The organism is Sulfitobacter sp. G21635-S1, from assembly GCF_027213915.1.
Taxonomy (GTDB): domain Bacteria; phylum Pseudomonadota; class Alphaproteobacteria; order Rhodobacterales; family Rhodobacteraceae; genus Sulfitobacter.
In genome coordinates, this window is the sequence record NZ_JAPWGV010000003.1 from 23,523 (window position 1) to 46,082 (window position 22,560).

Here is a 22,560-nt window from a genome sequence, read left to right on the forward strand (position 1 = left end):
ATATCGCCTGCCCGTCATGCCAAAGGCATGCCGACGATCAAGGGCGCACCTTCGGTGCGACGGCCGGGCAGGCGATGGCCCGGCGCCTTCGGCTTGTTCCGGGCCCGGCTGCCAGAGCGCCTCGCGTCGTTCCGGTTGTCTTGGCCTAAACAAGCGGGGGATGCGCGCTCAAGCCACCCGGCGCGCCCTTGTCAGCCCTGCCAGAGCGATTGATAGACCGCATCGATCCCTTCCGCTTCGGCGCGGGCGCTGAAGCGGGTCAGGGCGGTCTCGCGTGCGGCCCCGGCGATCATGTCGGTTCGGTCGAGCAGCGTCCTGGCGGCGGCTGCGGCCGCTTCGGCGTTGTCGAGGGGCACAATCGTGCCGACTTTGCCCGCATCGGAAAAGCTGCGGTAATAGCCTGCCTCGCTGCCCACAAAAGGCGTGCCGCTGGCAAGACCTTCGAGCGGGACCATGCCGTAGCCTTCATAGCGGGGCAATTGCATGACCAGCGACAGGGCGCGCATCAGGGCGGGCAGGTCGGGGGCCGGTATCTCCCCCACAAAGCGCAGGCGGTCGGTCAGCCCTGCCGCCGCGACCTTGGTCCTGAGGCCGGTCAGATAGCTTTCGAACTTGCCGCCCGCGCGGCCGACCACCAGGGCAGTGACATCGGGGTGATCGGGCAGGAAGCGCAGCATCGCCTCGACAAAGACATCCGTACCCTTTTCGGGGCGGATGCGCCCCACGGTGGCGATCCCGCGGCTGCCGCCGAAACCCAGGGCGCGCCAGGCGGCGGCGCGGTCGGATGCCGGGGTGAAGAGATCGGTATCTACCCCGTGCGGAACCACGGCGCGGACGTGGGGGACGAATTCCGCCGCCCTGTCCGTGGTGGCGATCACCGCATCCATGCGGCTGATCAGCCAGCGCGGATAGGCCGAATGCAGCCGCTGCGCCGCAGAGGTAAAGACGATGCGGATCGGCGCGCGGCGCATATCGCGCAGCCAGATGGCGCTGCGCATCTCGGGGTTGCGGCGCACATGCCAGATCGCGAAAGGCCGGTTTTCCGGCGCGCCCTGGCGGCAGGCAAGATGGGCCTGCGCAGGCGTCAGCGGGTCGGGGCAGCCGGGCAGGGGCCGGCCCACCAGCGCAAGGTCATGGTGCTGCATCTGCTGGCGGATCACATTGGCCGCTGTCGCCGAGACGCCGGTGAAATTCGGATTGTAATTGGTGACAAAAAGCTCAGGCACCGGGGGCAAGCTCCAGCGCCTTGATCAGCCGCGCGGCGATGCCGTCCAGCATGTCGGTCCGGTCCCGGGTAAACGCCGTGGCGGCGGCTTTGGCGGCCTCCAGTGCCGCGGGATCGTCCAGAAGCGCGCCGACACGCAGTGCGAGGTCCCCGGCGTCGGCCACCAGACGCGCGGCGCCGCGCGCCTCCATTTCGGCGAAGGTTTCGGCGAAATTGGCGACGTGGTTGCCCGAGAGCACCGCCGCCCCGGCCTGGGCGACCTCAAACGGGTTGTGCCCGCCGATGGGGCGCAGGGAGCCGCCCAGAAACACGATATCGCCAAGCGCGTACCAGGTGCCGAGTTCACCCAGCGTATCGGCAAGAAAGACCTGTCCGCCGGGCATGTCCCCACGGGTGCGGCGGGTCAGGCTCAGGCCCGCACCGGCGATCAGGTTGGTCACGTCCTGCCCGCGTTCGGGGTGGCGCGGCACGAGGATCAGGCAGAGGTCGGGGTGCTGCTCCAGCAGGGACTTGTGGGCGGCCAGCACGGTTTCCTCCTCGCCCGGGTGGGTGGAGGAGGCGATCCAGACCGGACGATGACCCAGGGCTGCGCGCGCCTCGAACAGCGCATCCTCATCCTGCGGCAGGGGGCCTGCCAGCGACTTGAGGTTGATGCCCCGGGCGACCCGGTCGGCGGGGGCGTTGATCTCGACCATGGCTTTGGCCATGGCATCGTTCTGGGTCAGGATCAGGTCGAAGACCTCGAAAAGGTAGCGCGCGGTTTTCGGGAAGCGGCGCCAGTTGGCGATGGATCTGGCCGAGAGCCGCGCGTTGACCAGCGCCATCCGCGCGCCCTGCGCATGGGTGCGGCGCAGCATCTGCGGCCAGAGTTCGCTTTCCACAAAGAGCGCCGCATCGGGCCGCCAGTGGCGCAGGAAGCGGCGCAGGGTTCCGGGCGCGTCGAGCGGCGAGAACTGATGCACGCAGCGCGGCGGCATCCGGCGGGCGACCATGGTGGCGGAGGTCGCAGTGCCCGAGGTGATGAGAAACTGCGCCTGCGGCAGCGCCACGCCCATGCGGGTGATCAGCGCCAGCACCGCCTGGGTCTCGCCCACGGAGGCGGCATGGAACCAGATCAGCGCAGCGTCGGGGTCGCGCGGTTCGGTGGCATGGCCGAGCTTTTCGTGGCAGCGCACCACCGGCACGCCTGCGCGGCGCAGCTTGCGGGTGACAGCCCAGGTCGCAAAGGGCACCAGCGCCATGCTGGCCCCCACCCAGAGGCGGTAGAGCAGCGGGGCCATGCCGGGCTCAGCCGCCCGTGTGGCTCATGTGCCGGGGCATCTGCCCGTCGAGCTGCTGGCGGGAATAGTCGAAGTCATGGCCCTTGGGCTTGCGGTCGATGGCGGCGCGGATTGCCGCCTCCAGCGGGGCATCATCGGTGGGGTGGGCGCGCAGGGGCGCGCGCAGGTCGGCCACGTCTTCCTGACCGAGGCACATGTAGATCTCTCCGGTGCAGGTGATGCGCACGCGGTTGCAGCTTTCGCAGAAGTTGTGGGAAAGCGGCGTGATGAAGCCGATCTTCTGACCCGTTTCCTCAAGCCGGACATAGCGGGCGGGACCGCCCGAACGTTCTGCCAGATCGGTGACGGTATATTCTTCGGCATAGCGGGCGCGGACATCCTTGAGGGACCAGTATTGGCCCAGGCGGTCCTCATTGCCCAGGTCGCCCATCGGCATGACCTCGATCCAGGTGAGATCCATGTCGCGTTCGGCGCACCAGCGGGTGAGGGCGGGCAGCTCATCCTCGTTGAAACCTTTCAGGGCCACGGCGTTGATCTTGACCCGCAGCCCCGCCTTTTGCGCCGCATCGACGCCGCGCAGCACCTGGGGCAGGCGGCCCCAGCGGGTGATATCGGCGAATTTGGCATCGTCCAGCGTGTCGAGGGAGATGTTCACCCGGCGCACACCGGCGGCATAAAGATCCCCGGCGAAACGTTCCAGCTGGCTGCCGTTGGTGGTCAGCGTCAGCTCCTTGAGCGTGCCCGCGTCAAGGTGACGGGTCATGCTGTCAAAGAAGGTCATGATGCCCTTGCGCACCAGCGGCTCGCCCCCGGTGATGCGCAGCTTTTGCACCCCGAGACCCACGAAGGTGGAACAGAGCCGGTCCAGTTCCTCCAGCGTCAGCAGTTCCTTCTTGGGCAGGAAGGTCATGTTCTCGGACATGCAGTAGACACAGCGGAAATCGCAGCGGTCCGTGACGGAGACGCGCAGATAGGTGATGGCGCGGGCGAATGGGTCGATCAATGGAGCATTCATGCTTTATAGGTAATCGCCCGCCGGTAAGCCCGCAAGCGGCATTTCTCAGATTGATGTGGGGGCGGGCGGGCGGTAGCCTGCGGTCATGAAAAGAATTCTGATCCTGACGATACTGGTTCTGGGCGTGGCGGGCTGTGCCGCCGTGACCGAGCGTTTTGGCCTTGGGCGCAAGGCGGGTGGCACTGCGCAGGAAGGTCCGATTGATCCTTTTGTCGCCGCTGATCCGGCTGAGGTGCCAACGCTTGACCTTGCCACGGCGGCACCGCCGCCACCGCCTGCGGCGCGCTCGGCCGAGGCGCTGGACACCACCACGCCGGAACAGCGTGCCGCGGCGGCTGTGCCCGCGGCGGCCGGGGGCCGGGTGCTGGGCACAACGGTGGCGGCCCTGGGGGATCCGACCCAGCCGGGGTTGTGGCTGAAGACACCCCTGGTGGCGGCAGAGGCCAAGGGGCGGGTGACCAATCCGGCGACGGGGAAATCCTCGGCGGTGACGCTGATTCCGCTGGGCGGTGCCGCGACGGCGGGCAGCCAGATGTCGCTGTCGGCCCTGCGCCTGATCGGTGCCTCCCTGACAGAGCTGACAGAGGTCGAGGTGGCGCTGGAGGGTTAGGCTCTGGACCCATTAATCTTACGTGCTCAGCGGCGATTTCACGAAATTTCAAAGGTTTGGGGCGTGCAGCCAATAGTGGTTCTATTTGCAAGCGACCCAAGACGTTGAAATGAAGTGAAATCGCCGCCCTTCGGGTTTGACGGATTTTCCCGCAGCCTGCGTCACATCTGCTTGAAATAGAACCACTATTCTTGCGCAGATTTTCCTAGTCAGCGAAAAAATCTGTCAAACTGAGCATGTAAGATTAATGGGTCCAGAGCCTAGCGTGATCCGAAGGACTGCGCTGCGCGCAGGTTACATTATGGATTTTCGCTGCGGGCCCACCATCCCAGGAAGGTCTGGTGCCGCCCTTGATTGATCTCTTTCATGGCACCATCCGCCCGTCTTCCCAAGCACAATAGCCGTCTCCCCCTGCGGGGGCCCCTCGGCGATTGTGCCTGGCAATCCGGTCGGCCGGCGCCCTGACGTGCTCAAGCAAGGGCGGCGCCAGACCAGGGATGTTTCAGGTGGTTTTCTTCAGGTGGCGCAGGGCTTCCTTTACCGCGAAGGGTTTCATCGCGGCACCGTGGGTGTCGATGAAGGTCCGAGTGCGGGGGGCATCGTGTTTTGACAGGTCGCGCAGCCACCAGCCGATGGCTTTCTGGATGAACCACTGGTGATCGGTCACCAGGGTTGCGGCCCAGCCCAGGATACGGTCGCGGTCGGCCAGTTCCTGCGGTTTCGGGTGGTTCTGCCTGGTCCAGGGGAGCGTGGAGACGAGGGCGGCGCGGCGGGTCCACATGTGATCTGAGGTGACCCAGGTCGCAACCGTATCAAGGCGGCCGGGATCGGCGGTCAGGCGTTTGGCCCCGGCCATGCAGGCGTGATCGGCAATCGCCCAGCTGTCGAAATCCGGGGTCCAGGAGATGATGAGATCCCATGCGGGGGTGTCATCGGGGCGGATGCGCGCCTGGGTCAGCAGTTTGGCGGCGGCGAGGCGCGCCTCGAAGATGTCGGTCTGCCACAGTCCGTCTGCGATGGCGACGCGGGTTTCGGCATCGGTCTCGCCGCGCCAGGTCTGGGTCAGATCGTTGATCCGGGGATTGGTCAGGCCAAGGTAGCGGCGGTCCGCCTTGTGATAGGCGCGCATCTGGGCCGCGCGGTCGGGGTCGGCCAGTTCTTCAAGTGCGGCCAGATAGGGTTCATGCATCGGGGTCGGCCAGAACATGCGTGGGCAGCCCGTCGATGCTGTGCTGGTTGCGGTCCTGCCAATAGGTGGCAACCCCGTCGGGCCCCTTGTCGCGGGCCCAATGGTGCAGCACCTCGCGCGGGCCCTTGTGCTCATAGAAGGGCACCGCATAGCCGCAGCTGGTCTGCATCAGATCCACGGTCATGTCGTAGATCTGCCGCGCGCCGGGATCGGGCGGGAAATGCGCATTGAGGGCGTCGAACGCCGCATCGCGCGGATGCAGGGTGCGGGCGGAACCATAGGCGCGCATGATCATCGGACGCGCCTCAAACCCGCACCACATCAGGGTCATGCGGTTGATGCGCGCCAGATGTGCGGCGGTTTCATTGCCCGAGCCGGTGAGATTGCGCCAGATGATCCGGTGGGGGCCAAGCACGCGCAAGCTGTCCATCCCCTTGGGCGAGATGTTCACGCGGCCCGTCTCGGCGGCGCTGCCGCAGAAGAACATGTGCTGCGCCTCGATGAACTTTCTGTGGTCTTCGGTGATGCTGTCAAACTGCTTTGCCATTATTCCACTGTCACCGATTTCGCGAGGTTGCGGGGCTGGTCCACGTCCGTGCCCTTGGCCACTGCCGTGTGATAGGCCAGAAGCTGTGCGGGCAGGGCATAGAGGATCGGGGCCAGGGCATCGGCGATGGTGGGCATTTCGATGCAGGCCCAGGTGCCTTCGCTGGCCTCGGCCAGACCCCTGGCATCCGAGATCAGGATCACCTTGCCCTTGCGCGCCATGACTTCCTGCATGTTGCTGACCGTCTTGTCGAAAAGCGCGTCGCGCGGGGCCATGACGATCACCGGGACCTCTTCGTCCACCAGGGCGATGGGGCCGTGTTTCAACTCACCCGAGGCATAGGCTTCGGCATGGATATAGCTGATTTCCTTGAGCTTCAGCGCGCCTTCGAGCGCCAGCGGGTACATCTGGCCACGGCCCAGGAAGAGCACGTCGCGGGCTGTCGAGAGCTTGTAGGCGGTGTCGCGCATGGCCTGGTTCTGTTCCAGCGCGCTGTTGATCACCGATGGCAGGCCGCGCAGGGCAAGGATGTGGTCCGCCATTGCGGCGGTGTCCAGCAGGCCGCGGTCGCGGGCGGCTTTCAGCACCAGCATGAAGAGCACCGTCAGCTGACAGGTAAAGGCCTTGGTGGAGGCGACACCAACCTCGACACCCGCATAGATCGGCAGGGCAAGGTCGCTTTCGCGGGCGATGGAGCTTTCGGGGACGTTGATCACCGAGGCGATGGTATCCACCTTGCCCGCGCAATAGCGCAGGGCGGCCAGGGTATCGGCGGTTTCGCCCGACTGGCTGACAAAAATCGCCAGGGTGCCGGAGGTGATGGGGGGTTCGCGGTAGCGGTATTCGGAGGCGACATCGACTTCGACGGGGATGCGCGCGATCTGTTCGAACCAGTATTTCGCGGTCAGGCAGGCATAGAAGGCGGTGCCGCAGGCAACCATGGTGATGCGTTCGATCCCGGTGAAATCGAGCCCGGCCCCCGGCAGGTGGATCTGCCCGTCATTGCTGATGTAATGTTGCAGGGCCTGGCCCAGCACGCCGGGCTGTTCCGCGATCTCCTTGGCCATGAAATGCTTGTGGCCGCCCTTGTCGATGCGGGTGCTGTCGATCTGGATGGTCTTGACCGGGCGCTGCACGGCTGCACCGGTGCTGTCGGTGATCTCGACCGAGGTGCGGGTGATGACGGCGGTGTCGCCTTCCTCCAGGTAGGAAATCCGGTCGGTCAGGGGGGACAGGGCGATGGCGTCGGAGCCCACGAACATCTCGCCGGTGCCATAGCCGATGGCCAGGGGCGAGCCCTTGCGCGCGGCGATCATCAGGTCATCCTCCCCATCGAAGAGGAAGGCCAGCGCAAAGGCGCCGGTCAGCCGCGACAGGGCCTGTTTGGCGGCCGCAACCGGGGCGGCACCCTGTGCCATGTAATGCTGGGTCAGCAGGGCCACGATTTCGGTATCGGTTTCGGTCACGAAATTGACGCCGTGGCCTGCGAGTTCCTCACGCAACTCGCGGAAGTTCTCGATGATGCCGTTGTGAACCACCGCCACGCCACCTGCACGGTGGGGGTGCGCATTGGTCACGGTGGGCGCGCCATGGGTGGCCCAGCGGGTATGGCCGATGCCGGACTTTCCGGCCAGCGGCTCATGCACCAGCAGATCGCTGAGGTTGACCAGCTTGCCCACCGCGCGGCGGCGGTCGAGCTTGCCGTGGTTGAGGGTGGCGATCCCGGCGCTGTCATAGCCGCGGTATTCGAGCCGTTTCAGTGCCTCGACCAGAATGGGCGCTGCTTCGTGGTTGCCCAGGACTCCTACAATTCCACACATAATCAGCTGCCTCGCTGCGTTCTGGCCTTTTTGGCCTTCAACATTTCGAATAATTTCCGCGCCATGCCGGGTTTTTCGACCTGTGGCGCACGGGCCAGGGCCAGGGCGTCGGGTTCCACATCCGATGTGATGACGGAGCCTGAGCCGGTCATCGCGCCGTCGCCGATGCTGACCGGGGCCACCAGCATGGTGTTGGAGCCGATGAAGGCGCGCGCGCCGATATGGGTGTGATGTTTCATCACCCCGTCGTAGTTGCAGGTGATCGTTCCCGCGCCAAGGTTCGCACCGGCACCGACAAAGGCGTCACCGACATAGCTGAGGTGGTTGATCTTGGCCCCTTCGGCCACCTGGGCATTCTTGATCTCGACAAAGTTGCCGATGCGCACATCCTCGGCCAGTTCGGCACCGGGGCGCAGGCGGGCATAGGGCCCGACGATGCCACCGCGGGAGACATGGCAGCCTTCGAGGTGGGAAAAGGCGCGGATCGTGGCACCGGATTCGACCGTGACACCGGGGCCAAAGACCACATTGGGTTCGATCAGCGTGTCGCGTCCGATGTAGGTGTCGCGCGCCAGATAGACGGTTTCGGGGGCCATCAGGGTCACGCCATCCTCCAGCAGGCCGGCGCGGGCGCGGGTCTGGAAGGCGGCATTCGCCAGGGCCAGATCCGCGCGGGAGTTCACGCCCATGGTCTCGGCCTCGTCGCAGGTGACCGCGGTGGCGCTCAGACCGCGCGCGCGGGCCAGGCCGACAATGTCAGTGAGGTAATATTCACCGGCGGCATTGTCATTGCCGACCCCGTCGATCAGCTCGAACAGCAGGCCGGCCCGTGCGGCGACCACGCCGGAGTTGCACAGGGTGATCGCGCGCTCCGCCTCTGTCGCGTCCTTGAATTCGACAATCCGTTCCAATGTGTCGCCCTGCATCACCAGCCGGCCATAGCGGGCGGGATCGGCGGCCTGGAACCCCAGGACCGCGACATCGTGGTGGTCAAGCGCGGCCTGCATCCGCTCCAGCGTCTCGGGCTGGATAAAGGGGGTATCGCCGTAAAGCACCACGGCCATGCCGTCGAAATCCGCCAGCGCCGGGCGGGCCTGGGCGACCGCATGGGCGGTGCCAAGCTGTTCTTGCTGCTCGACCACGGTTGCATCGGGGTCATGGGCCAGGGTGGCGGCGCGCACCTGCTCGGCGCTGTGGCCTGCAACGACGACGGTCAGTTCCGGTTCCAGCACGCGGCCGGCTTCCATGGCATGGATCAACATCGGCTCGCCCGCGATGGTGTGCAGGACCTTGGGCAGGTCCGAATTCATCCGTGTGCCTTTGCCTGCGGCAAGGATGATCAGTGACGTTTTCATATCGTTCTCTTTATGCTCTACCTTGCATTCTCTTTACCCCCTACGCACAAAGGCGCAAGGGTGGCGGGCATCAAGATAGGTTGCGGCTTGCAACAAGAGCGGGCGGGGAACCGCGCAGACGGGGGTAGTATGAAGACGGTTGTTTTTGATCTGGACGGGACACTTGCGGACACCAGCGGTGATCTGATCGCGGCGGCGAATGCCTGTTTCCGGGAGATGGGAGCAGGCGATCTGCTGGACCCGGTGGCCGATGCCGGCACCGCCCTGCGCGGCGGGCGCGCCATGCTGACACTGGGGCTGGGGCGGCTCGGGCGCTCGGACGATCAGGAGGCGATCAACGCCTATTACCCCAAGCTGCTGGAGGCCTATGCCCGCAACATCGACACCCATACCACGCTTTATCCCGGCGCGATGGAGGCTGTGGCGAGGCTGAAACGCGCAGGCTTTCGCGTGGCGATCTGCACCAACAAGCCCGAGCGGCTGGCCGATGCGCTGCTGACACGGCTGGGGGTGCGCGACAGGTTCGACGCGATGCTGGGGGCCGACACCCTGACCGTCCGCAAACCCGACCCGGAACATCTGTTCGAGACCGCGCGCCGCGCCGGGGGTGATCCGGCGCTTTGTGTGCTGATCGGGGACAGCGACACCGACCGCAACACCGCGCGCAACGCGGGCGTGCCCTGCGTGCTGGTCACCTTCGGCCCGGCAGGTGGCGATATGGCGGCGCTGGAGCCCGAGGCGCTGCTGAATCACTACGACGATCTGCATGACATCATCCTGGGCCTGGTGGGGGCCGCGGCGTGACGGAGGTGTTCAGCGGCAGTTTCACCCAGCAGGAGCCGATCCCCGAAGAGGGGATCGAGGCGGCGGTCGCCGTCATGCGCTCGGGCCGGTTGCACCGCTACAACACGGCCCCCGGCGAGGTGGCGCAGACCGTCCTGCTGGAACAGGAATTCGCAGCCAAGGTCGGCGCGCGCTATTGCCTTGCGGTGGCCTCCGGCGGCTACGCCATGGGAACGGCCCTGCGTGCGGTTGGCGTCAGGCCGGGGGACAGGGTGCTGACCAATGCCTTTACCCTGGCCCCGGTGCCGGGCGCGATTGCCGCCGTGGGCGCGCAGCCGGTCTTTGTTGGCGTGACCCCGCAGCTGGTGATTGATCTGGAGGATCTGGCGGCAAAGGCCGGTCAGGCCGATGTGCTGCTGCTGAGCCACATGCGCGGCCATCTTGCCGATATGGAGGCGCTGATGGCGCTTTGCGATGCCCATGGTATCACGGTGATCGAGGATTGTGCCCATACCATGGGGGCCGCCTGGAAAGGCGTGCCCTCCGGCACGCAGGGAAAGGTGGGGTGCTATTCCTGCCAGACCTACAAGCATATGAACGCAGGCGAAGGTGGCCTGCTGGTGACCGACGATCCGCAGGTCGCCGCCCGGGCGGTGATGCTCTCGGGCTCTTACATGCTCTATGAAAGCCACCGCGCGGGGCCGCCGAAAGAAACCTTCGAGACAATCCGCTACGAGACCCCCAATGTGTCGGGCCGGATGGACAATCTGCGCGCCGCGATCCTGCGGCCCCAGCTGCGCGATCTGGACCGGCAGTGTGCGCGCTGGAATGAACGTTATTACGCGATCGAGGCGGGGCTGCGCGACACGCCGGGTCTGACGGTGATCGAAAGGCCTGCTGAGGAAAGCATCGTGGGCTCTTCGATACAGTTCCTGCTGGCAGGCTGGGAGGCGGGCGCGGTGAGGGACGTTCTGCGCCGCTGTCTGGCGCGCGGGGTGGAGCTGAAATGGTTCGGCGCGGCGGAGCCGGTAGGCTTTACCAGCCGCTACGATTCATGGCGCTACGTGGCGTCCGAGAAAATGCCCGCCAGCGATGCGGTGCTGGCGGGGATTGTCGACATGCGGGTGCCGCTGACATTCTCGCTGGACGATTGCGCGCTGATCGCCCGGATCATCCGTGCGGAAGTGAGCGCGGTGTTTCAAAAGGCCTGAGACCAGCGGCGGGAGGGCTCCGGGCTGGCTCCGTATCAAATGAACGGCGGTAAACTCACCCTGGGTCTCAGACGCAGGGGGTTCCCCAAACTCCGGCACGCAGGTCCGCCATCCGGTCCCAGAATTCCTTCCCGGATTCTTTGCCCTTGATGTATCCTTTGCCTGCATTGCTGTGCTGCCCGGGTCCTGCCACCGGGAGGGGCGCCGCGTCACAGAAGCAGAGAGGCTTGACGCAACCACGGGCGGGGCGTAGGTAATGAACGTGCGTTCAATAAATGACCTTGGGGGAGGCGACGATGTTTAACGCGAGTATGAGTTTCGATCTGGGTGAAGATGTCGCGGCACTGCGCGAGATGGTCCACCGCTGGGCACAGGAACGGGTCAAACCGATGGCGGCGGAGATCGACGCCAAAAACGACTTTCCGCCCGAACTCTGGACCGAGATGGGCGAACTGGGCCTTCTGGGCATGACGGTGGAGGAAGAATACGGCGGTTCCGGCCTTGGCTATGTTGCCCATGTCGTCGCGGTCGAGGAGATCGCCCGCGCCTCGGCTTCCGTTTCTCTGTCCTACGGCGCGCATTCGAACCTCTGCGTCAACCAGATCAAATTGAACGGCACGCCGGAGCAAAAGGCGAAATACCTGCCAAAGCTGTGCACCGGCGAACATGTCGGTGCGCTGGCCATGTCGGAGGCGGGGGCAGGCAGCGACGTGGTGTCGATGAAGCTGCGCGCGGAAAAGCGCAACGATCATTTCCGCCTGTCGGGCAACAAGTACTGGATCACCAATGCGCCCAATGCGGAGACCCTGGTGGTCTATGCCAAGACCGACCCGGAGGCCGGGTCCAGGGGCATCACCGCCTTTCTGATCGAACGCGGCATGAAGGGGTTCAGCACCCCGCACCACCTGGACAAGCTGGGGATGCGCGGATCGAACACCGGTGAGCTGGTCTTTGACGATGTCGAAGTGCCCTTCGAGAACGTGCTGGGCGAAGAGGGGCGCGGTGTGGCGGTCCTGATGTCGGGGCTGGATTACGAACGTGTCGTGCTGGCGGGCATCGGCCTTGGCACCATGGCGGCCTGCCTGGACGAGGTCATGCCCTATGTGAGCGAACGCAAGCAGTTCGGTCAGCCGATCGGGAACTTTCAGCTGATGCAGGGCAAGCTGGCGGATATGTACACGGCGATGAACTCGGCCCGGGCCTATGTCTATAGCGTGGCACAGGCCTGTGACCGGGGTGACGTGACCCGTCAGGACGCGGCGGCCTGCTGCCTTTACGCATCGGAACAGGCGATGACACAGGCGCATCAGGCGGTGCAGGCGATGGGCGGTGCGGGCTATCTGAACGACACGGCCGTGGCGCGCATCTTCCGCGATGCCAAGCTGATGGAGATCGGGGCCGGCACTTCGGAAATCCGGCGGATGCTGGTGGGCCGCGAGATGATGGCGGCGATGGGCTAGGCGATGCCGCGCTGGCTGTGGTGGACACCTCTGGCGGTGCTGACCCTGTTGGCGGGGCTGCTGCTGTTCCGGCAGGGCTGGATCGCCGCGCATATGACGGAGACGGATGTGATCGACCATTTCGCCGCACGATATGTGGCCGAGCATGGCGGGCAAAAGTCCGATTGTGTTGCCGTGCCGGGCCGCAGTGCGCAGGTCTGGATCGAGGTGCATTGCGGGGATGTGGCGATCTATCCCGTGGACCGGGCGGGGCGGCTGATCTCGCTGCCGGAAGGGCCCGAGGCATGACGGACGTATCAAGGGAGCAAACGGAATGGACAGCCTGATCGACCTCAAGGCAGAGAGCGGAATTCTGCATGGGCACCTCCACGGTCTTGTCGTGGTGCTGGAATGGTGCGCCACCTTCATTGATCTGGCGGCCATCGCGCTGCTGCTGGTCGGTGCCGCGCGCTTCATCCTGGGGGTGACCCAGGCAGAGATTGCGCGCCGCGGTGTCGACCGGGTGCGCCGCACCAACCGTGAGCGGGTCGAACTGGGGCGTTATATCCTGGCCGGTCTGGAGCTGTTCATCGTCTCCGACGTGATCCACACCGCGCTGAGCCTGCGGTTTACCGACCTGATATTCCTGCTTTTGCTGGTGATCATCCGCTCGATCACATCCTTCTTCCTGGATCGGGAGCTTGGACAACTTCAAAAGGAGTTGGGAAATGACTGACCTCAGCGATCTGCCACAGTCCGTTTGCCGCCGGATCGGATGTGCCGTGCCGGAGCATCGCAGATGAGTGATCTGCAAGGGCTGCGAGCGGATGGCACCTGGGATCTGCCGACCCGGCTGAACATGGCCGCGCAATGTCTCGCCAGGCCATCTGATGCTTTGGCGATCGTCGATCTGACCGGGCCGGTGCGGCGCGATGTCAGCTATGGGGAACTGTCGCGGATGACGGATGGCCTTGCGCGCGCCCTGATGGCGCGTGTTGTGCCGGGGGATCGGGTGGGCGTGCTGCTCAGCCAGGGGCCGTGGTGCGCGGCGGCGCATCTGGCGATCTGGAAGATCGGCGCAATCTCGGTCCCGCTGTTCAAGCTGTTCAAACAGGATGCCCTGGCCTCCCGCGCAGGCGACGCGGGATGCGAGATCGTGTTGACGGACCCGGAAGGGGCCGATCTGCTTGGTGGGCTGGCAGAACCCTGGATCGCTGGAGAAGTCGGGATTGACGGTGCGCCCGTGGATTTTGCCGATACCGGGCCCGATGACCCTGCCGTGCTGATCTATACCTCCGGCACCACCGGCACGCCCAAGGGGGCCTTGCATGGCCACCGGGTCCTGACCGGGCATCTGCCGGGCGTGGTGATCAGCCACGATCACCTTGGCCAGCCGGATGATTGCCTGTGGACCCCTGCCGACTGGGCATGGATCGGCGGGCTGTTCGATGTGCTGATGCCGGGGCTTGCGCTGGGCGTGCCCGTCGTGGCCGCGCGGATGGCCAAGTTCACCCCCGAAGGCTGCGCCGATGTCATCTCACGCGGCAATGTGCGCAACGTCTTCTTTCCGCCAACGGCCCTGCGCATGCTCAAGGCCGCAGACCGGGCGCTGCCGGGCCTGCGCTCTGTCGCCAGCGGGGGCGAACCGCTGGGGGCCGAGATGCTGGCCTGGGGGCAGGGTGCATTCGGCCTTCAGATCAACGAATTCTACGGCCAGACGGAATGCAATATGGTCGCGTCAAGCTGCGGGGTGGACTATCCCGCCCGCGCAGGTTGTATTGGCAAGGCGGTGCCGGGGCATGAGGTGGCGGTGATCGACGATGCAGGCCAGCCGGTTGAGGGAGAGGGCGAGGGTGACGTGGCCGTGCGGCGCGGATCGGCCTCCATGATGCTGGGATACTGGAACCGGCCCGAAGCCACCGCCGGGAAGTTTCGCGGCGACTGGCTGGTGACGGGGGACCGGGGCCGGTGGGAGGGCGATTTCCTGCGCTTTGTGGGGCGTGAGGACGATGTAATCACCTCTGCCGGCTACCGGATCGGCCCGGCGGAGATCGAGGATTGCCTGCTGACCCATCCGGGCGTGGCCACCTGCGGCGTCGTGGGCAAGCCCGATGCGCTGCGCACCGAGATCGTGAAGGCCTATGTGGTGCGCAAGGACAAGGCCGAGGTGACCGCGTCCGAATTGCAGGACTGGGTCAGGGAACGGCTTGCAAGCTATTCATATCCAAGGGAAATCACCTTTCTTGAAGAGCTGCCGATGACGGTCACCGGCAAGGTGATCCGACGCATGCTCAAACAGATGGCGACAGAGGAGACCCGGCAATGAGACGGATGGTTATCATGGCAATGTTCTGGGCCGGGCTCTGGTCCGGTGGCGCCTGGGCGCAGCAGGTCGACAGTGGCACGGTCTGGTCCTGTTTCGCGCAGACCCCGATCGGAGAGATCTCTCCCGATTGCCTGGGGGCCGCATCGAACAGCTGCCAGGATCAGGGTTTTGACACCACCATGGGCATGACCCAGTGCATCCAGGCGGAAACAGCGGTCTGGGATGCGATCCTGAACGAAGAATACAAGAGCACCCGCACGGCGCTGGGCGCGCAGGACCCGGCGCTCAAGGACCATCTGCTGACGGCGCAACGGGCCTGGATCGCCTTTCGCGATGCGGAATGCGCGCTGGATTACGCACGCTGGCAGGACGGTTCGATCCGCAGCATCGTCCATGCCAATTGCATGCTGGTGATGACAGCCCGGCGCTCGCTGGAGCTGCGCGACATGAAGGGAAATTGATGTGAAACTGTTATCTCAGGCTCTGCCGTCTTCCGAAGCCTTCAAGGCCAATGAAGCCGCCCATCTCAAGGCGCTGGAACCCGTCGCGTCCGCGGCGGAGGCGGCGGCCCTTGGCGGCGGCGAGAAGTCGCGCGCTAGGGGATTTAAAAGAATAATGCTACCCGAATTTGATCTTTTGCCGCCCTTCATCCAGCGTCTTGCGCGCCGCTTCCTCGAGGACTTCGTCCATCCATTGATTGATCGAACGGGCCTGCGCCGATGCGGCCTCGGAAATCAGTCGATGGTGTTCAGGAGTCGTGCGAAAGGCGAGTCTACCAGAATAGGGCTTGTTCGGTTCGACACCGTCCTCGGCGCACCAATTCAGGTAATCGTCGACGCTGTCTCTAAACGCGCGCTCCAGTTCCTGCGCAGAAGCTCCGGCAAAGTGGACCGTATCGCGGATACCTTCGACGGTGCCGTGAAAAAGCAAATCGTCGCTCTCGTACCAGATCGACGCGGTATAACCTTTGTAGGGCTTCATGGAGAGACCCCGGCCTGTTGGAGAAAACGTCTCAACGTGACGACGGCACCTTTGTCCATCTCGGGTTTGGGATGTGGTTTGTGCAGTGTCATTCGAATCCCGTTCAATTCTAGGCGGATGCGCGAGCCTGCGCCTTCTTTCAGTGTGGCGCCGCATGCCAGCAGCAGTTTTTCAACGTCACGCCAGCGGATATTGGCCCGGTCTGGCTTTTGGAAAAGTGCAGCAAGTGTTGCCGCGTGTTTGGAAGATACCATTCGCAGAAGTCCTCATGGAGATAACATTGTGTCTCCAGCACTCATACCTGCGCACCTTCACCGAACAGATTGCAAATTAGTATCAAAAAGTGATATCGTCAAGGGGGAATTCTGCAAATGAAACTGCTATCTCAGGCTCTGCCGTCCTCCGAATCCTTCAAGGCCAATGAAGCCGCCCATCTCAAGGCGCTGGAACCCGTCGCGGCCGCGGCGGAGGCGGCGGCCCTTGGCGGCGGCGAGAAGTCGCGCGCGCGCCATGCCAGCCGGGGCAAGATGCTGCCGCGGGAACGGGTGGCCAACCTGCTGGACCCCGGATCGCCCTTCCTCGAAATCGGGGCAACGGCGGCACATGGACTTTACGATGGCGCAGCCCCCTGCGCAGGCGTCATCGCGGGCATTGGCCGGGTGCAGGGCCATGAGGTCATGGTGGTGTGCAATGACGCCACGGTGAAGGGCGGCACCTATTACCCGATGACGGTCAAGAAGCACCTGCGCGCACAGGAAATCGCCGAGGCGAACCATCTGCCTTGCGTCTATCTTGTGGACAGTGGCGGCGCGAACCTGCCGAACCAGGACGAGGTCTTTCCGGACCGGGACCATTTCGGCGCGATCTTCTACAATCAGGCGCGGATGTCGGCCAAGGGGATACCGCAGATTGCCGTGGTGATGGGGTCCTGCACCGCAGGCGGGGCCTATGTGCCCGCGATGTCGGATGTGACGATCATCGTGAAGGAACAGGGCACCATCTTTCTGGCCGGGCCACCGCTGGTCAAGGCGGCGACGGGCGAAGTGGTCAGCGCCGAGGATCTGGGCGGCGGCGATGTGCATACCCGCCTGTCCGGTGTGGCCGACTACCTGGCAGAGGATGACGCCCATGCGCTGAGCCTTGCGCGCCGCGCGGTGGCGCAGCTCAACCGGACCCGGCCTGCGACCGTTCAATGGGAAAGCCCGGAGGAGCCCGCCTATGACCCGGCGGAACTGCTGGGTGTGGTGCCTGCCGATCTGCGCACGCCCTATGACATCCGCGAGGTGATTGCCCGGCTTGTGGACGGCAGCCGCTTTGACGAATTCAAATCCCGCTTTGGCGAAACTCTGGTGACCGGGTTTGCCCACCTCAAGGGCTGCCCCATCGGGATCGTGGCCAACAACGGGGTGTTGTTCTCGGAAGCGGCCCAGAAGGGCGCGCATTTCATCGAATTGTGCAGCCAGCGCAATATCCCGCTGGTCTTCCTGCAGAACATCACCGGCTTCATGGTGGGCCGCAAATACGAAAACGAGGGCATCGCGCGCCACGGGGCCAAGATGGTGACGGCGGTGGCCACCACCAATGTGCCCAAGATCACCATGCTGGTCGGCGGCTCCTTCGGTGCCGGCAATTACGGCATGTCGGGGCGGGCCTATCGCCCGCGGTTCCTGTGGACCTGGCCCAACAGCCGGATCTCGGTCATGGGCGGGCCGCAGGCGGCGGGGGTGCTGGCCACCGTGAAACGCGATGCGATGGAGCGGGCGGGCGAGACCTGGACCGAGGAGGAAGAGGCCGCCTTCAAGCAGCCCACCATCGACATGTTCGAGGAACAGAGCCATCCGCTCTATGCCTCCGCGCGGCTGTGGGACGATGGCATCATCGACCCGCGCAAGAGCCGGGATGTGCTGTTCCTGAGCCTGTCGGCCAGCCTGAACGCCCCGATCGAGCCGACACGCTTTGGCGTGTTCCGGATGTGAGGATGGATTGCGCATTGCCGGTCAGGGGCCGTGCCCTGTTCATGCACCGCCTGTGCACAGGGGGCGCTGCCCCCGCAGCCTGCGGCTGCTCCCCCGGGAATATTTGGGGCCAAAAAGAAATGATGAGTAGAGATCAACTGGAGAGGATGCGCGATGTTTGACACGATCCTGATTGCGAACCGGGGCGAGATCGCCTGTCGGGTGATGGAGACGGCGCAGGGCATGGGGGTGCGGTGTGTCGCGGTCTATTCGGATGCGGATGCGGGTGCAAAACATGTCGCCATGGCGGATGTGGCCGTGCATATCGGTGGCTCGGCCCCGGCGGAGAGTTATCTGCGCGGTGATGTGATCATCCGGGCGGCGCTGGACACCGGCGCGCAGGCGATCCACCCCGGCTATGGATTTCTGTCGGAAAACCCCGATTTCGTCGATGCGGTGGAAAAGGCCGGGCTTGTCTTCATCGGCCCTTCGGCCCGGGCCATTCGCGCGATGGGTCTGAAGGATGCCGCCAAGGCGCTGATGGTCGAGGCCGGCGTGCCGGTGGTGCCGGGGTATCACGGCGCGGATCAGGACGATGCGCTGCTGGCGGCGGAGGCGGAGAAGATCGGCTATCCGGTGCTGATCAAGGCCGTGGCGGGCGGCGGCGGCAAGGGGATGCGGCAGGTCGATGCGGCATCGGGTTTCCAGGCCGCGCTGGACTCCGCCCGCTCCGAGGCGAAGACCGCCTTTGGCAATTCCGACGTGCTGGTCGAAAAATTCGTGACCAAGCCGCGCCATATCGAGGTGCAGGTCTTTGGTGACGGCAGCAGGGCCGTCCATCTGTTCGAGCGCGATTGTTCGCTGCAGCGCCGCCATCAGAAGGTGATCGAGGAAGCCCCGGCACCGGGCATGCGTGAAGAGATGCGCGCCGCGATGGGCGCGGCGGCGGTGCGGGCGGCCGAGGCCATCGGCTATGCCGGGGCGGGGACGGTGGAATTCATCGTCGACGGCTCGGAGGGGCTGCGCGCGGAAGGGTTCTTCTTCATGGAGATGAACACGCGCCTGCAGGTGGAACATCCCGTAACCGAGGCGATCACCGGCGTCGATCTGGTGGAATGGCAGCTGCGCGTGGCGGCGGGGGAAAGCCTGCCCATGGGGCAGGAGGCCTTGACGATCAACGGCCATGCCTTCGAGGCGCGGCTTTACGCCGAGGATGTGCCGAAAGGCTTTCTGCCGGCGACCGGTACGCTGACGCATCTGCAGTTCACCGATCAGACCCGGGCCGACAGCGGCGTGCGGGCGGGGGATACCATCAGCCCGTTCTACGATCCGATGATTGCCAAGGTGATCGTACATGGCCCCACCCGGGACGTGGCGCTGGCGCGGCTGCGCGCGGCGCTGGCGGGCTGCGAGGTGGCGGGCACCGTGACCAACCTGGCCTTTCTGGGGGCGCTGGCGGGACATGCGGGATTTACCGCAGGCGACGTCGACACCGGGTTGATCGCACGCGACATCGCGGCACTGACCGAAGCCCCCGCGGTGGCACCCTGGCACATGGCCCTGGCGGGCATGGCGGCGCTGGGCCTGATGGCACCGCAGCCGGAGACGGGGTTTACCCTGTGGCGACCGCTCCGGCGGCAGGTGATGCTGGCACATGGCGGGGAGGAAACTTTGCTCAAGGTCCGGGTGCTGTCGCCTGACCGGCAGTCCTGGTCGGTGGGTGAGACCGAGCTCAGCGCCGAGCGCAGGGCGGGGCGCTGGTATCTGGACGGGCACATGGCCCCTTCGGTTGCCGTGGCCGGGTCGGTGGTGACGGTCTTTGACGGCTATGGCATGGGGTTTGACGTGATCGACCCGCTGGCACGGGCGGCGGGCAAGTCCGGTGACGGCAATCTGATCGAGGCACCGATGCCCGGCATGGTGCGGCTGGTCGATGCGAAGGTGGGCCAGAAGGTCACTGCGGGCGACCGGCTTGCGGTGCTGGAGGCGATGAAGATGGAGCACAGCCTGCTGGCCGCGCGCGACGGCGTGGTGGCCGAGGTGCTGGCCGCCGAAGGCGATCAGGTGGAGGCCGGGGCCGCGCTGGTCCGGCTGGAGGCCGAGCCGGAAGCTGCCGCGTGAACGGGCGGGCGTGGCATCACCTGGTGCCGGCCGCACTGGCAGCTGCCGGGATTATCGCATATGTCCCGGGGGAGGAGCCGCCGATCCTGGCGGCGATCCTGTTGATGATGTGGCATATTGCGGTGCTGCAGATGTCGGGGCGGGGCCGGTGCCACATGGCGTTGCGCGCCTTTTGCACATTCGCGGGGCATGAGGTGGCGCGGCGGGCCGCAAGGCCGCTGCCGGGCCGCTTGACCCCCGGAAAAACGCCCCATGTCATGTTGGCAGGTAGATGATTATGACGAGGTTTCCCCGATGATTACATTGCATCACTGTCCGCAGACGCGGTCGATGCGCACGCTCTGGCTGCTCAACGAAATGGATGTGGAATATCAGGTCCGCACCTATGCCTTTGACCGCTCGCTGCGCGATCCGGCCTATCTGTCCCTGTCGCCTGCGGGCCGCGTGCCGGCCCTGGAGATCGACGGCGAGCGGATGTTCGAGACCGGTGCCATCACCGAATACCTGTGTGAAAGGTTCAGCCCGGAGCGGCTGGGCCGGATGCCCGGCGTGCCGGACCGCATGGCCTGGCTGGTCTGGCTGCATTTCGCCGAGACGATCAGCCAGCATACGGCGGCCCTGACCCAGCAGCACATCGCCCTGCGCGAGGACCACATGCGCAGCCCCATCGTGATGAAGCTGGAGGCGGCGCGGATCGGCAAATGCTACGATGCGCTGGAGGCGCGGCTGTCGACGCCGGTCGAGAACCGCGACTATCTGTTGACCAGCGGCTTCTCGGCGGTGGATATTTCCGTAGGGCAGGCGGTGTACATGTCGCAGTATTTTGCCAGGCTGGATGCGCATCCGGCGGTGGCGGAATGGTACGAGCGCATCACCGAGCGCGAGAGTTTCGCCGAAAGCCTGCCGCAGGGGGAGGGTATCTATGAAAAGGACTTTTATCCGCCCTGGCCGATTGAATGACCCGGTTGGCACCCGTTCGTGCCTGACAACACCTGAAAGGGGACGATATGAGCCTTGGACCTTGTGAGATCTTTGAAGTCGGCCCCCGCGACGGGTTGCAGAACGAGGCGCGCGAGATACCGGTGACGGAAAAGATCGCGCTGATTGACCGGCTGTCGGGCGCGGGTTTCGGGCGCATCGAATGCGCCTCCTTCGTGTCGCCCAAATGGGTGCCGCAGATGGCCGGCTCGGGCGAGGTGATGGCCGGGATCAGCCGCCGCGACGGGGTGCGCTATGCCGCGCTGACGCCGAACATGCGCGGTTACGAGGATGCGCTGGCGGCAGGTGTGGACGAGGTGGCGATCTTTGCCTCGGCCTCCGAAGGGTTCAGCCGCAAGAACATCAATGCCTCGGTGGCGGAATCGATCGAACGCTTTGCCCCAATTCTGGAGGATGCGCGCCATCGGGACGTGCCCGTCCGGGGCTATATCTCCTGTGTGGTGGAATGCCCCTATGACGGGCCGGTGGCCCCCGGCGCTGTGGCGGCTCTGGCGGACCGCCTGTTCTCGATGGGGTGCTATGAGATTTCATTGGGCGACACGATCGGTGCGGGCAGGCCCGACAGCATCGCACGGATGCTGCTTGCGGTGCGCGATGTGGTGCCCGTGGGGCGGCTTGCGGGGCATTACCATGACACCAATGGCCGCGCGATGGCCAATATCGACACGTCCCTGTCGCTGGGTCTGCGGGTCTTTGACGCCGCCGTGGGGGGGCTGGGCGGCTGTCCCTACGCGCCCGGTTCGGCGGGGAATGTGGCCACGGAAGCGGTGAATGCGCATCTGCTGGCGCTGGGCTACAAGACCGGGATCGACCAGGCCATCGTGCAGGAGGCCGCGGCCATGGCGCAGGCAATGCGGGGACCGGTGGATGCCTGAGACGATCACGATCGACACCGACGCGCGCGGCGTCGCCACACTGACCCTGAACCGCCCCGACAAGCACAACGCCATGTCGGCGCAGATGCTGGCGGACCTGACCGCGGCGGCGGCACAGCTGGGGGCGGATGACGCGGTGCGTGTGGTGGTGCTGACCGGGGCGGGGGCCTCCTTCTGCGCGGGGGGCGATCTGGGCTGGATGCGCGACCAGCGCGACATGGATGCCGCGACACGCTCTGCAGAGGCGCGCAAGCTGGCGGATATGCTGGGCGCGCTGAACCGGCTGCCCAAGCCGCTGATCGGGCGGGTGCAGGGCAATGCCTTTGGCGGCGGGGTCGGCATGGCCAGCGTCTGTGACGTGGCCATCGGGGTGGACAGCCTGCGCATGGGCTTCACCGAAACCCGGCTGGGGATCATCCCGGCCACCATCGGACCTTACGTGATTGCCCGCATGGGCGAGGGGATGGCGCGGCGGGTCTTCATGTCTGCCCGGCTGTTCGACGCGGCAGAGGCGGTATCGCTGGGCCTGCTGGCCCGCGCGGTGCCCGCCGGTGACCTTGACGCGGCGGTGGAACGCGAGGTGGCACCTTACCTGTCCTGCGCACCGGGGGCCGTGGCGGCGGCCAAGGCGCTGGCGCTGGATCTGGGCGGTGCTGCCACGCAGGAGGCGGTGGAGATGTCCATCGCAGCACTCGCTGCCCGCTGGGAAACCGAGGAAGCCGCCGAGGGGATCGGCGCGTTCTTTGACAAGCGCAAGGCGGCCTGGGTGGTTACGTCCTCCTGACCCTTGCGCGGGGCGGGCTTTGACGCAAGGCTCGGGCCAGACTGA

22 protein-coding genes and 1 pseudogene are annotated in these 22,560 nt (G+C 65.4%); 14 read left to right on the plus strand and 9 right to left on the minus strand.

Annotated elements, in window-relative coordinates:
* Positions 1-191: 191 nt before the first annotated feature.
* The 3 genes from O4H53_RS04200 to moaA are packed head-to-tail and all read right to left on the minus strand — an operon-like array spanning position 192 to position 3,520.
* On the minus strand, positions 192-1,226 hold the full coding sequence (locus O4H53_RS04200; RefSeq protein ID WP_269361626.1) for a glycosyltransferase family 4 protein: 1,035 nt from the start codon (positions 1,224-1,226) through the stop codon (positions 192-194).
* A complete protein-coding gene (locus O4H53_RS04205) occupies positions 1,219-2,505 on the minus strand; it encodes a 3-deoxy-D-manno-octulosonic acid transferase (protein ID WP_269361627.1) in 1,287 nt (428 codons plus the stop codon). Before O4H53_RS04205 ends, O4H53_RS04200 begins: the two co-directional genes overlap by 8 nt.
* 7 nt (positions 2,506-2,512) lie before the next feature.
* Positions 2,513-3,520: a GTP 3',8-cyclase MoaA gene (gene moaA / locus O4H53_RS04210; protein ID WP_269361628.1), complete on the minus strand. Its 1,008-nt coding sequence runs from the start codon at positions 3,518-3,520 to the stop codon at positions 2,513-2,515.
* An 85-nt stretch (positions 3,521-3,605) separates the two neighbouring features.
* Here moaA and O4H53_RS04215 point away from each other — a divergent pair, with 85 nt between their 5' ends.
* Positions 3,606-4,130 carry a hypothetical protein gene (locus O4H53_RS04215; protein WP_269361629.1) on the plus strand — a complete coding sequence of 175 codons (525 nt, stop codon included), beginning with the start codon at positions 3,606-3,608 and terminating at the stop codon, positions 4,128-4,130.
* A gap of 502 nt (positions 4,131-4,632) precedes the next feature.
* On the opposite strand, the gene O4H53_RS04220 is transcribed toward O4H53_RS04215, so the two are convergent.
* Genes O4H53_RS04220 through glmU form a run of 4 tightly spaced genes read right to left on the minus strand, consistent with a single transcriptional unit; the run spans position 4,633 to position 9,041 of the window.
* Entirely contained in the window at positions 4,633-5,337 is a 705-nt protein-coding gene (locus O4H53_RS04220; protein WP_269361630.1) for a DNA alkylation repair protein, read from the minus strand.
* Entirely contained in the window at positions 5,312-5,866 is a 555-nt protein-coding gene (locus O4H53_RS04225) for a pyridoxamine 5'-phosphate oxidase family protein (RefSeq protein WP_269361631.1), read from the minus strand. The genes O4H53_RS04220 and O4H53_RS04225 overlap by 26 nt, the downstream gene beginning before the upstream one ends.
* Entirely contained in the window at positions 5,866-7,686 is a 1,821-nt protein-coding gene (gene glmS / locus O4H53_RS04230; RefSeq protein ID WP_269361632.1) for a glutamine--fructose-6-phosphate transaminase (isomerizing), read from the minus strand. The genes O4H53_RS04225 and glmS overlap by 1 nt, the downstream gene beginning before the upstream one ends.
* A 2-nt stretch (positions 7,687-7,688) precedes the next feature.
* Positions 7,689-9,041 carry a bifunctional UDP-N-acetylglucosamine diphosphorylase/glucosamine-1-phosphate N-acetyltransferase GlmU gene (gene glmU / locus O4H53_RS04235; protein WP_269361633.1) on the minus strand — a complete coding sequence of 451 codons (1,353 nt, stop codon included), beginning with the start codon at positions 9,039-9,041 and terminating at the stop codon, positions 7,689-7,691.
* 129 nt (positions 9,042-9,170) lie between these two features.
* Between glmU and O4H53_RS04240 the strand changes: the two genes are divergently transcribed.
* The 8 genes and pseudogenes from O4H53_RS04240 to O4H53_RS27170 all read left to right on the plus strand — a co-directional run.
* On the plus strand, positions 9,171-9,845 hold the full coding sequence (locus tag O4H53_RS04240; protein ID WP_269361634.1) for an HAD-IA family hydrolase: 675 nt from the start codon (positions 9,171-9,173) through the stop codon (positions 9,843-9,845).
* A complete protein-coding gene (locus O4H53_RS04245) occupies positions 9,842-11,035 on the plus strand; it encodes a DegT/DnrJ/EryC1/StrS family aminotransferase (protein WP_269361635.1) in 1,194 nt (397 codons plus the stop codon). Before O4H53_RS04240 ends, O4H53_RS04245 begins: the two co-directional genes overlap by 4 nt.
* 296 nt (positions 11,036-11,331) lie before the next feature.
* Positions 11,332-12,495, plus strand: coding sequence for an isovaleryl-CoA dehydrogenase (locus tag O4H53_RS04250; RefSeq protein ID WP_269361636.1), 1,164 nt, complete (start codon positions 11,332-11,334; stop codon positions 12,493-12,495).
* Between the two features lie 3 nt (positions 12,496-12,498).
* A complete protein-coding gene (locus O4H53_RS04255; RefSeq protein ID WP_269361637.1) occupies positions 12,499-12,783 on the plus strand; it encodes a hypothetical protein in 285 nt (94 codons plus the stop codon).
* 25 nt (positions 12,784-12,808) lie between these two features.
* Entirely contained in the window at positions 12,809-13,210 is a 402-nt protein-coding gene (locus O4H53_RS04260) for a DUF1622 domain-containing protein (RefSeq protein ID WP_269361638.1), read from the plus strand.
* A 63-nt stretch (positions 13,211-13,273) separates the two neighbouring features.
* Positions 13,274-14,800, plus strand: a complete 1,527-nt coding sequence (locus O4H53_RS04265) for an AMP-binding protein (RefSeq protein ID WP_269361639.1) — start codon at positions 13,274-13,276, stop codon at positions 14,798-14,800.
* Complete coding sequence (locus O4H53_RS04270; RefSeq protein ID WP_269361640.1) at positions 14,797-15,261, plus strand: lysozyme inhibitor LprI family protein; 465 nt, start codon at positions 14,797-14,799, stop codon at positions 15,259-15,261. The genes O4H53_RS04265 and O4H53_RS04270 overlap by 4 nt, the downstream gene beginning before the upstream one ends.
* Position 15,262: 1 nt before the next feature.
* Positions 15,263-15,424 (plus strand): annotated as a pseudogene (locus O4H53_RS27170) (methylcrotonoyl-CoA carboxylase); the annotation flags it as partial.
* Here O4H53_RS27170 and O4H53_RS04275 read toward each other — a convergent pair.
* Both O4H53_RS04275 and O4H53_RS04280 read right to left on the minus strand, forming a co-directional pair.
* On the minus strand, positions 15,419-15,781 hold the full coding sequence (locus tag O4H53_RS04275) for a type II toxin-antitoxin system HicB family antitoxin (RefSeq protein WP_269361641.1): 363 nt from the start codon (positions 15,779-15,781) through the stop codon (positions 15,419-15,421). The pseudogene O4H53_RS27170 and the gene O4H53_RS04275 sit on opposite strands and share 6 nt — an antisense overlap.
* A complete protein-coding gene (locus O4H53_RS04280; protein WP_269361642.1) occupies positions 15,778-16,035 on the minus strand; it encodes a type II toxin-antitoxin system HicA family toxin in 258 nt (85 codons plus the stop codon). The genes O4H53_RS04275 and O4H53_RS04280 overlap by 4 nt, the downstream gene beginning before the upstream one ends.
* A 117-nt stretch (positions 16,036-16,152) precedes the next feature.
* On the opposite strand from O4H53_RS04280, the gene O4H53_RS04285 reads away from it, so the two are divergent.
* From O4H53_RS04285 to O4H53_RS04305, 5 genes are all read left to right on the plus strand, one after another.
* Positions 16,153-17,757: a carboxyl transferase domain-containing protein gene (locus tag O4H53_RS04285; RefSeq protein ID WP_269361643.1), complete on the plus strand. Its 1,605-nt coding sequence runs from the start codon at positions 16,153-16,155 to the stop codon at positions 17,755-17,757.
* Positions 17,758-17,910: 153 nt separating this feature from the next.
* Positions 17,911-19,857, plus strand: coding sequence for an acetyl/propionyl/methylcrotonyl-CoA carboxylase subunit alpha (locus O4H53_RS04290; RefSeq protein ID WP_269361644.1), 1,947 nt, complete (start codon positions 17,911-17,913; stop codon positions 19,855-19,857).
* 294 nt (positions 19,858-20,151) lie between these two features.
* On the plus strand, positions 20,152-20,817 hold the full coding sequence (locus O4H53_RS04295) for a glutathione S-transferase family protein (RefSeq protein WP_114275548.1): 666 nt from the start codon (positions 20,152-20,154) through the stop codon (positions 20,815-20,817).
* A gap of 47 nt (positions 20,818-20,864) precedes the next feature.
* Entirely contained in the window at positions 20,865-21,731 is an 867-nt protein-coding gene (locus O4H53_RS04300) for a hydroxymethylglutaryl-CoA lyase (protein WP_269361645.1), read from the plus strand.
* Positions 21,724-22,515, plus strand: a complete 792-nt coding sequence (locus tag O4H53_RS04305) for a crotonase/enoyl-CoA hydratase family protein (RefSeq protein WP_269361646.1) — start codon at positions 21,724-21,726, stop codon at positions 22,513-22,515. Before O4H53_RS04300 ends, O4H53_RS04305 begins: the two co-directional genes overlap by 8 nt.
* Positions 22,516-22,560 lie beyond the last annotated feature (45 nt).

Excerpts from the sequence above, each read along its gene's own strand:
- O4H53_RS04250 (WP_269361636.1), top strand. The coding sequence starts at position 11,332 with ATGTTTAACGCGAGTATGAGTTTCGATCTGGGTGAAGATGTCGCGGCA.
- glmU (WP_269361633.1), bottom strand. The coding sequence starts at position 9,041 with ATGAAAACGTCACTGATCATCCTTGCCGCAGGCAAAGGCACACGGATG.
- O4H53_RS04215 (WP_269361629.1), top strand. The coding sequence starts at position 3,606 with ATGAAAAGAATTCTGATCCTGACGATACTGGTTCTGGGCGTGGCGGGC.
- O4H53_RS04295 (WP_114275548.1), top strand. The coding sequence starts at position 20,152 with ATGATTACATTGCATCACTGTCCGCAGACGCGGTCGATGCGCACGCTC.
- glmS (WP_269361632.1), bottom strand. The coding sequence starts at position 7,686 with ATGTGTGGAATTGTAGGAGTCCTGGGCAACCACGAAGCAGCGCCCATT.
- O4H53_RS04255 (WP_269361637.1), top strand. The coding sequence starts at position 12,499 with ATGCCGCGCTGGCTGTGGTGGACACCTCTGGCGGTGCTGACCCTGTTG.
- O4H53_RS04305 (WP_269361646.1), top strand. The coding sequence starts at position 21,724 with ATGCCTGAGACGATCACGATCGACACCGACGCGCGCGGCGTCGCCACA.
- O4H53_RS04240 (WP_269361634.1), top strand. The coding sequence starts at position 9,171 with ATGAAGACGGTTGTTTTTGATCTGGACGGGACACTTGCGGACACCAGC.
- O4H53_RS04270 (WP_269361640.1), top strand. The coding sequence starts at position 14,797 with ATGAGACGGATGGTTATCATGGCAATGTTCTGGGCCGGGCTCTGGTCC.
- moaA (WP_269361628.1), bottom strand. The coding sequence starts at position 3,520 with ATGAATGCTCCATTGATCGACCCATTCGCCCGCGCCATCACCTATCTG.
- O4H53_RS04285 (WP_269361643.1), top strand. The coding sequence starts at position 16,153 with ATGAAACTGCTATCTCAGGCTCTGCCGTCCTCCGAATCCTTCAAGGCC.
- O4H53_RS04260 (WP_269361638.1), top strand. The coding sequence starts at position 12,809 with ATGGACAGCCTGATCGACCTCAAGGCAGAGAGCGGAATTCTGCATGGG.
- O4H53_RS04225 (WP_269361631.1), bottom strand. The coding sequence starts at position 5,866 with ATGGCAAAGCAGTTTGACAGCATCACCGAAGACCACAGAAAGTTCATC.
- O4H53_RS04275 (WP_269361641.1), bottom strand. The coding sequence starts at position 15,781 with ATGAAGCCCTACAAAGGTTATACCGCGTCGATCTGGTACGAGAGCGAC.
- O4H53_RS04205 (WP_269361627.1), bottom strand. The coding sequence starts at position 2,505 with ATGGCCCCGCTGCTCTACCGCCTCTGGGTGGGGGCCAGCATGGCGCTG.
- O4H53_RS04265 (WP_269361639.1), top strand. The coding sequence starts at position 13,274 with ATGAGTGATCTGCAAGGGCTGCGAGCGGATGGCACCTGGGATCTGCCG.
- O4H53_RS04220 (WP_269361630.1), bottom strand. The coding sequence starts at position 5,337 with ATGTTCTGGCCGACCCCGATGCATGAACCCTATCTGGCCGCACTTGAA.
- O4H53_RS04290 (WP_269361644.1), top strand. The coding sequence starts at position 17,911 with ATGTTTGACACGATCCTGATTGCGAACCGGGGCGAGATCGCCTGTCGG.
- O4H53_RS04300 (WP_269361645.1), top strand. The coding sequence starts at position 20,865 with ATGAGCCTTGGACCTTGTGAGATCTTTGAAGTCGGCCCCCGCGACGGG.
- O4H53_RS04280 (WP_269361642.1), bottom strand. The coding sequence starts at position 16,035 with ATGGTATCTTCCAAACACGCGGCAACACTTGCTGCACTTTTCCAAAAG.